Source organism: Methylobacterium oryzisoli (assembly GCF_046557895.1).
In the GTDB taxonomy this organism is placed as follows: Bacteria; Pseudomonadota; Alphaproteobacteria; order Rhizobiales; family Beijerinckiaceae; genus Methylobacterium; species Methylobacterium oryzisoli.
Genome location: NZ_JBKIBX010000028.1, coordinates 52,070 through 64,447, shown reverse-complemented (window position 1 = coordinate 64,447; position 12,378 = coordinate 52,070). Strand labels below are relative to the sequence as shown.

Below are 12,378 nucleotides of genomic sequence, written 5' to 3'. Positions count from 1 at the left end.
GTTCAGCAGGGTCCTGCGATCCTGCGCCGCAACGCCCCCTTTCTCAGGGAATGCCCATGCCGACCATCGCCCTCGTCGACGACGACCGCAACATCCTCACCTCCGTGTCGATCGCGCTCGAAACCGAGGGGTATCGGATTCAGACCTACACGGACGGTGCCTCGGCCCTCGACGGCCTCAAGCACTCCCCGCCCGACCTCGCGATCTTCGACATCAAGATGCCGCGCATGGACGGCATGGAGCTGCTGCGGCGCCTGCGTCAGAAATCCGACCTGCCGGTGATCTTCCTGACCTCGAAGGACGAGGAGATCGACGAGCTGTTCGGCCTCAAGATGGGGGCGGACGACTTCATCCGGAAGCCGTTCTCGCAGCGTCTGCTGGTGGAGCGGGTCAAGGCGGTGCTGCGCCGCTTCGCCGCCAAGGAGGCGGGGCCGGGCGCCTCGGCCCGCGAGGCGGAGGCCGCCGCCGCCCGCTCGCTGGAGCGCGGGCAGCTGATGATGGACCCCGAGCGCCACACCTGCACGTGGAAGGCCGAGCCCGTGACCCTGACGGTGACGGAGTTCCTGATCCTGCAGGCGCTGGCGCAGCGCCCCGGCGTCGTGAAGAGCCGCAACGCCCTCATGGACGCGGCCTACGACGACCAGGTCTACGTCGACGACCGCACTATCGACAGCCACATCAAGCGGCTGCGCAAGAAGTTCAAGGTGGTGGACACCAACTTCGACATGATCGAGACGCTCTACGGCGTCGGCTACCGCTTCAAGGAAGCCTGAGACACGCATCGTGAGCAGCGGGGCATTCGGCGCCGTACGGCGCCTGTTCGGGGCCGAGACCGGGGCGGCGGGCGCCGAGACGGAATCCGAGGAGCCCCATCTGCGCGAGCGGTTCGGCCCGCGCAGCATCGGGCGCTGGCTCGCCCAGCGCGCCTCGTCGAGCCTGACGCGGCGCATCGTCGTGCTCAACCTCGCCGGGCTGATCGCCCTGCTGATCGGGTTCCTCTACCTCAACCAGTTCCGTCAGGGGCTGATCGAGGCGCGGGTCCAGAGCCTGCTCACCCAGGGCGACATCATCGCGGGGGCGATCGCGGCCTCCGCCACCGTCGACACCGACGCGATCAGCATCGACCCCGACCGCCTGCTGCAGCTCCAGGCCGGCGAGCTGCAGGGCAGCGGCGACGAGACCCTCTCGGCACTCGAATTCTCCCTCAATCCGGAGCGGGTGGCGCCGCTGCTGCGCCGCCTGATCACCCCGACCGGCACCCGCGCGCGGGTCTACGACCGCGACGGGACGAGCCTGATCGATTCGCGCAACCTCTACGTCCGGGGCGACCTCGCCCGGCCCGAGGTCCCGGTGCGCAAGGAAAAGCCCAGCCTGATGGAGCGGGCCTGGAACGGCGCGGCGCAGTACCTGCCGTTCCTGCGCCGCGGCGAGCCGCAGGACGAGGCCGGCCCGGCGGACGGGCGCAGCCTGCCGGAGGTGCAGCGCGCCCTGCAGGGCGCCCGCGGCACCCTGGTGCGGCGCACGCCGCAGGGCGACACGATCGTGTCGGTGGCGGTGCCGATCCAGCGCGCCCGCACGGTGCGCGGGGCGCTCCTGCTCTCCACGCCCGAGGGCGACATCGACAAGATCATCGCCTCCGAGCGCTTCGCGCTGCTGCAGGTCTTCCTGATCGCCGCCCTGGTGATGGTGGTGCTCTCGCTCCTCGTCGCGGGGCAGATCGTCGGGCCGGTCAGCCGGCTGGCGGAGGCCGCCGAGCGGGTGCGTCTCGGCATCAAGTCGCGCCAGGAGATCCCGGACTTCACCAAGCGCACGGACGAGATCGGCCACCTCTCGGGGGCTTTTCGCGAGATGACGCAGGCGCTCTACCGGCGCCTCGACGCCATCGAGAACTTCGCGGCCGACGTCTCGCACGAGCTGAAGAACCCGCTGACCTCCCTGCGCAGCGCCGTCGAGACCCTGCCGCTCGCCAAGACCGACGAATCGCGCGCGCGGCTGATGCAGATCATCCAGCACGACGTGAAGCGCCTCGACCGGCTGATCAGCGACATCGCGGACGCCTCGCGCCTCGACGCGGAACTCGCCCGCGCGGAGGCCGCCCGGGTCGACCTGAGAAAGCTCCTCACCACCGTCACGTCGGTCGCCAACGAGCGCCGCCGGCCGCGCGACGCGGCCATCGCCCTCACGGTGGAACCGCCGCCGCCGGGCGCGGAGGACCCGTTCGCGATCATCGGCCACGACAGCCGGCTGGGGCAGGTGGTCAACAACCTGCTCGACAATGCCCGCTCGTTCTCGCCCAAGGGCGCGACCGTGCGGGTGACCCTGCGCCGCCTGCGCAACACCGTCGAACTCGTCGTGGAGGATGACGGCCCGGGCATCCCGCCCCACGCCCTGGAGCGGATCTTCGAGCGCTTCTACACCGACCGGCCGGAGCAGGGCTTCGGGCAGAATTCGGGGCTCGGCCTGTCGATCTCCCGCCAGATCGTCCAGGCCCATCGCGGCACGATCCGGGCCGAGAACCGCCTAGGCCCGCCCGACGAGGACGGGGAGCCGAGCGTGCTCGGCGCCCGCTTCGTCGTGCGCATTCCGGGGCTCACGCGCTGAGCGCGTCCGCGACGATCCACGCCTCGTGCGTGGTGCTCGGCGAGGACGGCATCCTGATTCGCGGGGCCTCCGGCAGCGGCAAAACGACCCTGGCGCGCGATCTTCTGGACAGCGGCCCTATTTCGCGCAGCTACGCGGCGCTGGTCGGCGATGACCGCATCCTCCTCGACGCCCGGCACGGGCGGCTGATCGCCCGCCCGCACCCGGTGCTGGCCGGGCTGGTGGAGATCCGCGGCTACGGCCCCCAAACCGTTGAGAACACGCTGCCTTCGGCGGTGGTGCGGCTGGTCGTGGACCTCGCCGAGACCGCCCCTCGGATGACCGAACGGGAGGAGGAGAACATCCTTCTCCTCGGCATCCGCCTGCCGCGGATCGTCCTTCCCCGCGACCCCGCCCGGGCCAGTACGGTGTTGTGGCGCTGGCGGCGGCACCGTGGCATGATGGTGGCGGGCTGACGCGGATTTCGCCGCAATGCTCTTGCGCTCGCCCTTGCGCTGCACAAAATGGCGGCTCGGCTCTGAAAGGGGCGTCGGATCTCGTGTCGATGATTGGAATGGTGCTCGTCACCCACGGGTTGCTCGCGACGGAGTTCAAGGCCGCGCTGGAGCACGTCGTGGGGCCGCAGGAGCAGATCGAAACCATCACGATCGGCCCCGAGGACGACATGGAGGTCCGGCGCAAGGACATCATGTCGGCGGTCTGCCGGGTGAACAGCGGTGACGGCGTGGTGGTGCTGACCGACATGTTCGGCGGCACGCCCTCGAACCTCGCCCTCTCCTGCATGAACGGCGGCTCCGTCGAGGTGGTGGCGGGCATCAACCTGCCGATGCTGATCAAGCTCGCGAGCGTCCGGGACGAGGAGAGCCTCGGCGAGGCCGTGCTCCACGCCCAGGAGGCCGGCCGCAAGTACATCAACGTCGCCTCGCGGGTGCTGGCCGGAAAGTAGCTCCCGCCGCGCCCATCCCCACCCCCTCAGGACTGGACCGTCGGCGCGGCCGCGGCTCCCGCAGGGTTCAGCCCCGATGAACGACTCCGACCTCGACGCGTGTGTCCCGCCGCCGGTGCCCGAGGGCGCGTCGGCGCGCGAACTGCCCATCATCAACCGGCGCGGCCTGCACGCGCGCGCTTCCGCCAAGTTCGTGCAGGCCGTCGAGCGGTTCGATTCCGACGTCACCGTGTCGCGCGGGGGCGAGACGGTCGGCGGTCGCTCCATCATGGGTCTGCTCACGCTCGGCGCCGCACAGGGCACCAGCATCTTCGTCACGGCCCTCGGCCCCGATCAGGAGGCGTGCCTGGACGCGATCGCCGCCCTGCTCGCCAACCGCTTCGGCGAGGACGAGTAGCGGGACGCTCCCCGAACGAAACGCGGGGGGTGTTTGCCGCCCGCCCCGCCAGCACGCGTCATGGACCGTGTCGCGACGCGATCGGAGCCCGCTCCCAGCCTCAGCGCGCCCGCAGGGCCGTGGGCGCGATCGGGCGGGCGACGGGCTCGCGTCGCCCGGCCCGCGTCAGGGAGAGTTCCGCCTCCAGGGTCAGGCCCGGCTGAGGCGGCGACTGCGCGCCGGCCAGAGACAGGCCGGCCCGGCGCCAGACCCGATCCCGCCCGGGCGGGCCGAGATGGATCGCGGCGGCGATCACCGCCCCATCGCGCCGCACGAGGTCGATGCAGGCCTCGCGGCGATGGGCGAACCGCCGCACCACCACCCGGAAGGCTGTCGCCACCGGGGGATCGTCCAAGAGGCAGGCGCCCGGGCCGGACGCGTCGAGCGCGAGGAAACGCTCCACCGCATCTCGCACGTGATGCGGCTCGCGTACCCGTTCCAGCGAGGTCGGCGCGCGCGGCAGCGGGTCGGGGCTGAGCCGCGGCGGCGCGGACCGGTCCTCCCGCGGCCTCAGGCTCAGGCGCCGGCCGGCACCCGCCGCCGCCTCGGCGAGGGCGGCCGCGAGCGGGCCGGCGGGGGCGAGGCCTGCCAGACGCAGGGTCTCGATGCGCCTGTCGTCAGCCGCGAGGTCGTCGAGCACCGCGCGCAGCACCGCGCCGGCCCGCGCGGCCTCGATCACCGGGGCGCAGGTTCCGATCAGGGGCAGGCTCCACGGGTGCGTCGCGCCCCGCGGCCAGAGGCCGCCCGGCACCCGCAGGGGCAGCACCCCCCGCAGGATCCTCCCCCCCTCGCTCCCCTGTCGCACCAGCAGCAGCCGGAGCAGTTGCCCCCTGGCGCAGTGCTGGGCCAGCGTGAGCAGCACGTCGGGGTCCGCGAGCACGGAGGCCTCGGCCGCCCGCGCCAGCAGCGCCCGCCAGCCGGCGATGTCGGCCTCGCCGATCTCGGAGGGTCGGACAATCTCGGTCGTCCAGCGGCCCGGCTCCTGATCCGGCGCGCCGCCCTGGATCACCGAGAACCTGTGCACCGCCATGCCTCGCCCTCCCGCCCTGTCCCGATCCGGGACGGATGCCTGCCGCACCCGTTCACCAATCAAGAACCGGACCGGATCAGCCCCCCGGAATGGCGAGCGGGTTGTGCGTGAGCGCCGCCGCGTCCGGGCCGTCCACCGTCGGACGCCCCAGGAAGGCGTCCCAGAGCCGGCGCACGAAGGCCGGGTCGCCCTCTCGCAGGATCAGCACCAGCCGCGAGGTATGGTCGTCGTCCGGCCACGCCGCCAGCGTCACCGGAGCGTGGACGACGTGCTGGACGCCATGCACCACAACGGGACGCTCCGGCGCGTCGGCGAGCGCCACCAGCCCCTTGAGGCGCAGGAGATTCGCCCCCTGGCCGGAGCGCACGAGGTCGAGGAACATCTCGAAGGCGGGACGCGGCACGGGCGCGTCGCTCGTCAGCGTGAAGGCGCGGATCGCCGCGTCGTGCCGGTTCACGTCGTGGTGATGATGCCCGTGATGGTGGTGCCCGTGGTGATCGTGCCGGTGCTCCTGCGCCGCCACCGCCTCGGCGCCGAGCCACGCGCCGACATCCGCGAGCTTGCCGTCGAGCCCGAACAGGCCGCCGAGGACCTTGTCCGCCGGGGCATCGGCCGGCAGCACGGGCGCGGCCGGGTTCAGGGCATGGAGCCGGTCGCGCAGGGCCGCCGCCTCGCCGGCGAGGTCGGTCTTCGTCAGCACGATCCGGTCGGCCACCGCGGCCTGCCGCACCGCCTCCGGGTGGGCGTCGAGGGTGCCCGCGCCGTTCACCGCGTCCACCACCGTCACCACGCCCTGCAGCGCGTACCGCATGGCGATGTAGGGGTGGTAGAGCAGCGCGTGCAGGATCGGCGCCGGATCGGCGAGGCCGGTGGTTTCGATCACCACCCTTCGAAACGGCGTGATCCGGCCGTTGTCGCGCTTGCGCAGCAGGTCCTCCAGGGTGGCGATCAGGTCGCCGCGCACGGTGCAGCACAGGCACCCCGCCCCCAGCAGCACCATGCCCTCGTCGACGGTCTCGATGAGCAGGTGATCGAGCCCGATCGCCCCGAACTCGTTGACGATCACCACCGTGTCGGCGAGCGCGGGGTCGCGCAGCAGCCGGTTGAGCAGCGTGGTCTTGCCGGCCCCGAGGAAGCCCGTGAGGACCGTGAGCGGGAGCGGCTGGGGGCGGGCGGGTCTGTCCGTCATGCTGGTCTCATCGGCGAGGAGGCCGCCTCCATACCCCATCATGGGCGCGGGGTCAGACCCCCCGCGCCCCGTCAGGCGGCCACGGGCCGGCGGGCCGCGCGGGCGATCATCAGCGACATCACGGCGGCGATGAGCCCGGTGAGGCCGGCGGCCAGGAAGGCTTCGAGGTAGCGGCCCTCGGCCGCCCGCGACAGCCCGGCCCCGAAGGCGGCCGTCGCCGCCCCGGCCTGGTGGCCCGCCGCGATCCAGCCAAAAACGATCGGCGCGTCGCGCTCGCCGAAGATCTCGTTGGTCAGCCGCACGGTGGGCGGCACCGTGGCGATCCAGTCGAGCCCGTAGAACACCGCGAAGATCGACAGGCTGTAGAACGAGAAGTCCGTGAAGGGGAGCGCCATCAGCGAGAGGCCGCGCAGGCCGTAATACATGAACAAGAGCTTGCGCGGGTCGTAGCGGTCGGTGAGCCAGCCGGAGCCGGTGGTGCCGATGAGGTCGAACACCCCCATCATGGCGAGCAGCGCGGCCGCCCGCACCTCCGGCAGGCCCTGGTCGGCGCAGAACGAGATCAGGTGCGTGCCCACCAGCCCGTTGGTGGTGAGGCCGCAGATGAAGAAGGTGCCGAACAGCAGCCAGAAATCGGCCCGGCGGCTCGCCCGCACGAGCCCGTCGATGGCGCTGCGAAAGGGGTTCACCCGCCGCGGCGGCTCGACCGCGCTGCCCGGCGCGGCGCCGTAGGGCACGAGGCCGATGTCGCCCGGGCGCTCCGGCAGCAGCCACCACACCAGGGGGATCAGCGCCGCGACCGCGACCGAGACGGTGAGCACCACCGGCTGCCAGCCCCCCGCCGCCGCGATGGCCGCGAGGCCCGGCAGGAAGACCAGCGTGCCGGTGGCGGTGCTGGCGGTGAGCAGGCCCATGATCAGCCCGCGCCGGACCACGAACCAGCGGTTGACCACCGTGGCGCCGAGCACGATGGCGACGCAGCCGCTGCCGAGCCCGGAGAGCACGCCCCAGGTCGCCACGAGGTGCCAGGGCTCGCTCATGAGCGCGCTGAGCGCCGTCGCGCCCGACATCAGGGCGAGCGCGCAGAGCAGGGTGCGGCGGATGCCGAAGCTCTGCATCAGGGCCGCCGCGAAGGGACCCACCATCCCGTACAGGAAGATGCCCAGGCCCGCCGCGAAGGAGGTGGTGCCGCGGCTCCAGCCGAAGGCCTGCTCCAGGGGCAGGATCAGCACGCCGGGCGCCGCGCGCAGCCCCGCCGCCGCGAGCAGCGCCAGGAAGACCACCCCCACGACCACGAAGGCGTAGTTCTGGCCGAAGGGCCGGCGCGAGGCCGGCGGAACGCCCCCGGTGGCGATGGCTTGCGACATGGTGGACGTTCCCCGATTCCGTGCTACGATGTTACGTACCAGTCAGTAACATCGTCAAGCGCGAAAGCCAGAGGAATGCGATGGAGCGCGAGCCGCTGGGGGGCGACGAGGAGGGCGGGGCGCAGGGCGCGGAGCGGATCCGCGCGGGGGACCGCATTCGGGCGGCGGCGCGCGACCTCTTCTACAGCCGCGGCATCCGGGCGGTGGGCGTGGAGGAGATCGTTGAGCGCGCGGGCGTGACGAAGCCGAGCCTCTATCGCGGCTTCGCCTCCAAGGACGCGCTCGCGGTGGCCTGCCTGCAGGATTTCGACGCCGCCTTCCGGGCCCGCCTGGAGCGCTTCCTCGCCGCGCATCCGGGCGACCGGCGGGCGGGGCTGATGGCCTTCCTCGCCGACATCGCCGAGCGCACCGCCCGTCCTGGCTATCGCGGCTGCGGCCTGTCCAACGCGGCGATCGAGCATCCCGAGCCGGGGCATCCGGCCCGGGCGGCGGCCTGCGCGAGCAAGCAGGCGCTGCGGGCGCGCCTCGTCGCGGTCTCCTCCGAGATCGGCGCGCGCGATCCCGGCCTGCTGGCGGACGGGCTCCTCCTGCTCATCGAGGGGGCCTTCGCCAGCGGCCAGATCTTCGGGGCGGACGGACCCGCCCGAACCCTCACGCGGATCGCGGATTCACTGATCACCGCCAGTCTCGATCGTCCCGCTTAGCTTGGTTCGCCCGGTCCTTTCTGAATTCTTGGAGATCAGATCGCGATCGGGTAGGATTAGCCGCGATGGCGGCGGCCGGCCGCGCGCGTGCGGGCAGCGTCGTCGCGCGCGATGAATTCTGTGGGAAAACCACTCCCGCCCGGGAGTTTGGTCCTGCTCTCGCCGCATTGCTCGCGCCATGAAGCCCGCGGGGTTTCGCGCCCCGTCCGTTGAGTGATCGAGTGGAGTTGACGGCCATGACCTTGGCGCGGCGTTTCCTGGTGGCGCCTTCCCTCGTCCGGCTGATCCGGAAGGAGCGGGGGGCCTCGCGCGTCACCGAGGGCTACTTCCAGCCCCAGGGCGGGCGGACCTCGCTGGTGCGGGTGGACGGATCGCAGTGCCACCTCGTGCTGGTGACCACGGACGCCAACGGCGCCGCCGCGGAGGAGCGCACCGAGGTGCCGCGCGCCCACGGTGACGCGCTCCTCGACGTCTGTGCCGGCAAGGCCGCCTACGACCGCACGGTGGTGGGCCTCCAGGGCGGGCGCGAGGCGCTGGTCGACCGCTTCGTGACGCCCGGCGCCCTCGACGTCGTGACGGTGGCGTTCGGGCCGGACGAGGATGCGAGCGCCTTCGCGCCGCCGGCGTGGTTCGGCCCCGAGGTGACGGGCGACGCCGCCTACGAGGCGCGCACCGTCGCGCTTCAGGGACCGCCGCAAGTGGACGAGGTGGCGCTCAGCAACGCCGCCCTCGACGCGATGCTCGACATCGTCGAGACCCGCTACGGGTTCGGACGCTACGGCTCCGGGCAGGGCGCGCGCGACGAGTCGAGCGTGACGAACGCCCTGCGCCGCCTCGCCAGCCGCACGCCCGCCGCCGAGGGAGCCGCCCCGGCCGCCGCGAAGCCGGAAGGGACCGAGGGGGGCGACGCGCGCATCGACGACGTGATCGAGAGCCTCTCGCAGGCGCTCGGTGCCGCCACGCCCGGCGAGGGCCGGAGCGACGAGGGGGCGGCCGCCTTCGAGCGCTGGACGGTGCGCCCCCGCCGCACGCAGCCGACCTGATCCTTCGGAGAGCGCTCGCGCCGCAGCGGTCACCGCGTCGGCGCGAGGCCTCCGACAGCAGACCATCGGAGGCCGGGCTAGCGGATGACCACCCGCGCCCCGCCGACATCGTGCACGAGGCGAAAGAGCCAGCGGGCATGGCCGGGCGCGAGGCGCACGCAGCCGTGGCTCGCCGGGCGCCCGAGCCGGCCCACCGCCGCGGTGCCGTGGATGGCGTAGCCGCCGCGGTAGAAGAGCGCGTAGGGCATCGCCCCGCCGTACTTGCGCGACCACCACCACCGCTCCAGACGGTAGACACGGTACTGCCCGGGCGGCGTGACGAAGCCGGAGCGCGCCGTCGAGACCGGCCAGACCTGGGCGAGCGCGCCGTCGACGTAGACCCGCATGCGCTGGGCGCCGCGGTCGACCTGCGCCACCACGCCCGCACGGGCGGGCGTCGCGCCCAGACACACCGCACAGGCCAGCACGAGGCCGAGCGCCGGCGGAACGACGGACTTGAGCACGGGTTGCCTCCCGGGCAGGACGGACCGTTGCGGCATGGCCGCCGGACCGGATTGTCCCTGAGGAAGCTAGAGCGGCAAAGCCCCCGATGTCTGATCACGAAGTTTTTCCACCGCGCGATGCTGTGCTCGACTACGCAGGATAGACTAGGGCGTTCGGCAGGCTCATAGAGTGCGCAAACGCCAGGGGCGCCGCGGAGCGCCCGCGGCCCGGTATCGGGAGGGGACATGCAACACACCGCCACCCACGCCGCCGCACCGCACCAGCCCTGGTACAAGGTGCTGTACATCCAGGTGCTGATCGCGATCGCCCTCGGTGTCCTGCTCGGCTACGTCGCGCCGGATACGGCGAAATCGATGAAGTGGCTCGGCGATGCCTTTATCGCCCTCATCAAGATGATGATCGCGCCGGTGATCTTCTGCACCATCGTGCACGGGATCGCGTCGATCGGCGATCTCAAGAAGGTCGGGCGCGTCGGCCTCAAGGCGCTGATCTACTTCGAGCTGGTGTCGACCCTGGCGCTGCTGATCGGCGTGATCGTCGGCGAGATCATCCAGCCGGGCGCCGGCTTCGGGGCCGACCCCTCCAAGCTCGACGCTACGGCGGTGGCCGCCTACGCCAAGAAGGCGGCCGACGATTCCACCGTCGCCCACCTGATGGCGGTCATTCCCAAGAGCTTCTTCGACGCCTTCGCGACGGGCGACCTGCTCCAGGTGCTGCTGATCTCGATCCTCACCGGGGTCGTCATCACCGGCCTCGGCGAGCGCGGGCGCGGCGCGATCCACGCCATCGACGTGGCGGGCGAGATCTTCTTCCGCATCATCGGGCTGATCGTGAAGCTCGCGCCCCTCGGCGCCTTCGGCGCCATGGCCTTCACCATCGGCCAGTTCGGCATCGCCAAGCTCGGCAACCTCGCGGGCCTCGTCGCCACCTTCTACCTCACCAGCCTGCTGTTCGTGCTGCTGGTGCTGGGCACCATCGCCCGGGTCTGCGGCTTCTCGATCCTGAAGTTCCTGGCCTTCATCAAGGACGAGCTGCTGATCGTGCTGGGCACCTCCTCCTCCGAGACGGTGCTGCCGCACATGATGCAGAAGATGAAGCGGCTGGGCGCCTCGGATTCGGTGGTCGGCCTCGTCATCCCGACCGGCTACTCGTTCAACCTCGACGGCACCAACATCTACATGACGCTGGCGACCCTGTTTCTGGCGCAGGCCGTGGGCGCGGACCTCTCGTTCGGCCAGTACGCCACCATCATCCTGGTGGCGATGCTGACCTCGAAGGGCGCCTCGGGCGTGACGGGCGCCGGGTTCGTGACGCTCGCCGCGACGCTGGCGGCCATCCCCGGCAACCCGGTGCCGGTGGCCGCGATGGCGCTGATCCTGGGCATCGACAAGTTCATGTCCGAGTGCCGCGCGCTCACCAACCTCGTCGGCAACGGCGTCGCCACCATCGTGATCAGCCGCTGGGAGGGCGAACTCGATCCGGTCAAGCTGCGGGAGGTGATGGCGCATCCGGTGGCGATCGGCACCGAGATCGCCGACGACAAGCCGGTGCCGGCCGGCCCGTGACGCAACCCCCTCCCCTGCTCGTCGGCCTCGACGTCGGCGGGACCAAGATCGCCGGCATCGTCCTCGACCGGGACGGGCGCGTGCGGGCCGAGCGCCGCGTGCCGACGCCGCGGGGCGATTACGAGGGCTCGCTCGCCGCGATGGCCGGCCTCGTCGCGGCCCTGGAGCAGGAGGCGGGCGGCTCCGGCACGGTCGGCCTCGGCATCCCGGGCGCGGTCTCGCCCGCGACCGGCCTCGTCAAGAACGCCAACTCCACGTGGCTGATCGGCCGGCCGTTCAAGGTGGATCTGGAACACCGACTCGGGCGGCCGGTGCGGATCGAGAATGACGCGAACTGCCTCGCCGTCTCCGAGGCGGTGGACGGCGCGGGGGCGGGGGCGGCCCTGGTCTGGGCGGTGATCCTCGGCACCGGCGTCGGCTCCGGCATCGCCGTGGAGGGCCGCGCCCTGTCGGGGCGTCACCGCATCGCCGGGGAATGGGGCCACAACCCCCTGCCCGCGCCGCGGGACGACGAGCGCCCCGGGCCGCCCTGCTATTGCGGCCGCCGCGGCTGCGTGGAGGCGTGGCTCTCCGGTCCAGCGCTCGCCGCCGATCATGCCCGCGTCACCGGGCAGACGCTCGCCGGGGAGGCCATCGTGGCGGCGATGCGGGCGGGCGACGCGGGCGCGCGGGCCACCTTCGCGCGCTGGCGCGAACGCCTCGCCCGTGCCCTGGCCGGCGTGGTGAACATCCTCGATCCCGACGTGATCGTGCTGGGCGGCGGCCTCTCGACGATCGACGAGGTCTATCCGGGCCTCACCGAGATGACCGCGCCGCACGTGATCTCGGACACAGTGACGACGCCGATCCTGAGGAGCCGCTACGGCGACGCCTCGGGCGTGCGCGGCGCCGCGTGGCTGTGGAAGGACGCGGCAATCACCGCCTGAGGCCCGCCGCCGTCAGGCCGGCCTGACCGTCCCGGCCGGCGGGGTGCCGGTCGACGCGGCGTTCCGG

13 protein-coding genes are annotated in these 12,378 nt (G+C 72.3%); 9 read left to right on the top strand and 4 right to left on the bottom strand.

Annotated elements, in window-relative coordinates; genetic code table 11:
• Positions 1 to 56 precede the first annotated feature (56 nt).
• The 5 genes from ACKUB9_RS22845 (at position 57) to ACKUB9_RS22825 (ending at position 3,944) form a co-directional block, all read left to right on the top strand.
• Positions 57 to 773 carry a response regulator transcription factor gene (locus tag ACKUB9_RS22845; RefSeq protein ID WP_407527080.1) on the top strand — a complete coding sequence of 239 codons (717 nt, stop codon included), beginning with the start codon at positions 57 to 59 and terminating at the stop codon, positions 771 to 773.
• Positions 774 to 873: 100 nt separating this feature from the next.
• Entirely contained in the window at positions 874 to 2,601 is a 1,728-nt protein-coding gene (locus tag ACKUB9_RS22840) for a stimulus-sensing domain-containing protein (RefSeq protein WP_407527132.1), read from the top strand.
• Between the two features lie 29 nt (positions 2,602 to 2,630).
• Complete coding sequence (locus ACKUB9_RS22835; protein ID WP_407527077.1) at positions 2,631 to 3,056, top strand: HPr kinase/phosphorylase; 426 nt, start codon at positions 2,631 to 2,633, stop codon at positions 3,054 to 3,056.
• An 89-nt stretch (positions 3,057 to 3,145) separates the two neighbouring features.
• Positions 3,146 to 3,547 carry a PTS sugar transporter subunit IIA gene (locus ACKUB9_RS22830; protein WP_287741213.1) on the top strand — a complete coding sequence of 134 codons (402 nt, stop codon included), beginning with the start codon at positions 3,146 to 3,148 and terminating at the stop codon, positions 3,545 to 3,547.
• 76 nt (positions 3,548 to 3,623) lie between these two features.
• Positions 3,624 to 3,944 (top strand): HPr family phosphocarrier protein, encoded by a 321-nt coding sequence (locus tag ACKUB9_RS22825; RefSeq protein ID WP_407527073.1) that lies wholly within the window; start codon positions 3,624 to 3,626, stop codon positions 3,942 to 3,944.
• 100 nt (positions 3,945 to 4,044) lie between these two features.
• On the opposite strand, the gene ACKUB9_RS22820 is transcribed toward ACKUB9_RS22825, so the two are convergent.
• From ACKUB9_RS22820 to ACKUB9_RS22810, 3 genes are all read right to left on the bottom strand, one after another.
• Positions 4,045 to 5,013, bottom strand: a complete 969-nt coding sequence (locus ACKUB9_RS22820) for a hypothetical protein (RefSeq protein WP_407527071.1) — start codon at positions 5,011 to 5,013, stop codon at positions 4,045 to 4,047.
• Positions 5,014 to 5,089: 76 nt separating this feature from the next.
• Entirely contained in the window at positions 5,090 to 6,202 is a 1,113-nt protein-coding gene (locus tag ACKUB9_RS22815; RefSeq protein ID WP_407527068.1) for a CobW family GTP-binding protein, read from the bottom strand.
• A gap of 71 nt (positions 6,203 to 6,273) precedes the next feature.
• On the bottom strand, positions 6,274 to 7,569 hold the full coding sequence (locus ACKUB9_RS22810) for an MFS transporter (protein WP_407527065.1): 1,296 nt from the start codon (positions 7,567 to 7,569) through the stop codon (positions 6,274 to 6,276).
• Between the two features lie 80 nt (positions 7,570 to 7,649).
• Here ACKUB9_RS22810 and ACKUB9_RS22805 point away from each other — a divergent pair, with 80 nt between their 5' ends.
• Together ACKUB9_RS22805 and ACKUB9_RS22800 are read left to right on the top strand one after the other, a co-directional pair.
• On the top strand, positions 7,650 to 8,273 hold the full coding sequence (locus ACKUB9_RS22805; RefSeq protein WP_407527063.1) for a TetR/AcrR family transcriptional regulator: 624 nt from the start codon (positions 7,650 to 7,652) through the stop codon (positions 8,271 to 8,273).
• A gap of 236 nt (positions 8,274 to 8,509) precedes the next feature.
• Positions 8,510 to 9,316: a hypothetical protein gene (locus tag ACKUB9_RS22800; RefSeq protein ID WP_407527060.1), complete on the top strand. Its 807-nt coding sequence runs from the start codon at positions 8,510 to 8,512 to the stop codon at positions 9,314 to 9,316.
• Positions 9,317 to 9,393: 77 nt separating this feature from the next.
• Here the strand turns inward: ACKUB9_RS22800 and ACKUB9_RS22795 are convergent, their stop codons facing one another.
• Positions 9,394 to 9,819, bottom strand: coding sequence for a L,D-transpeptidase (locus ACKUB9_RS22795; RefSeq protein WP_407527056.1), 426 nt, complete (start codon positions 9,817 to 9,819; stop codon positions 9,394 to 9,396).
• A gap of 225 nt (positions 9,820 to 10,044) precedes the next feature.
• On the opposite strand from ACKUB9_RS22795, the gene dctA reads away from it, so the two are divergent.
• Complete coding sequence (gene dctA / locus ACKUB9_RS22790; protein ID WP_407527053.1) at positions 10,045 to 11,385, top strand: C4-dicarboxylate transporter DctA; 1,341 nt, start codon at positions 10,045 to 10,047, stop codon at positions 11,383 to 11,385.
• Positions 11,382 to 12,311 carry an ROK family protein gene (locus tag ACKUB9_RS22785; protein WP_407527051.1) on the top strand — a complete coding sequence of 310 codons (930 nt, stop codon included), beginning with the start codon at positions 11,382 to 11,384 and terminating at the stop codon, positions 12,309 to 12,311. The genes dctA and ACKUB9_RS22785 overlap by 4 nt, the downstream gene beginning before the upstream one ends.
• Positions 12,312 to 12,378 lie beyond the last annotated feature (67 nt).

What these genes read in the sequence shown, in the direction of transcription:
- ACKUB9_RS22845 (WP_407527080.1), top strand. Translation starts at nt 57, where the DNA reads ATGCCGACCATCGCCCTCGTCGACGACGACCGCAACATCCTCACCTCC.
- ACKUB9_RS22830 (WP_287741213.1), top strand. Translation starts at nt 3,146, where the DNA reads ATGATTGGAATGGTGCTCGTCACCCACGGGTTGCTCGCGACGGAGTTC.
- ACKUB9_RS22825 (WP_407527073.1), top strand. Translation starts at nt 3,624, where the DNA reads ATGAACGACTCCGACCTCGACGCGTGTGTCCCGCCGCCGGTGCCCGAG.
- ACKUB9_RS22820 (WP_407527071.1), bottom strand. Translation starts at nt 5,013, where the DNA reads ATGGCGGTGCACAGGTTCTCGGTGATCCAGGGCGGCGCGCCGGATCAG.
- ACKUB9_RS22815 (WP_407527068.1), bottom strand. Translation starts at nt 6,202, where the DNA reads ATGACGGACAGACCCGCCCGCCCCCAGCCGCTCCCGCTCACGGTCCTC.
- ACKUB9_RS22810 (WP_407527065.1), bottom strand. Translation starts at nt 7,569, where the DNA reads ATGTCGCAAGCCATCGCCACCGGGGGCGTTCCGCCGGCCTCGCGCCGG.
- ACKUB9_RS22805 (WP_407527063.1), top strand. Translation starts at nt 7,650, where the DNA reads ATGGAGCGCGAGCCGCTGGGGGGCGACGAGGAGGGCGGGGCGCAGGGC.
- ACKUB9_RS22800 (WP_407527060.1), top strand. Translation starts at nt 8,510, where the DNA reads ATGACCTTGGCGCGGCGTTTCCTGGTGGCGCCTTCCCTCGTCCGGCTG.
- dctA (WP_407527053.1), top strand. Translation starts at nt 10,045, where the DNA reads ATGCAACACACCGCCACCCACGCCGCCGCACCGCACCAGCCCTGGTAC.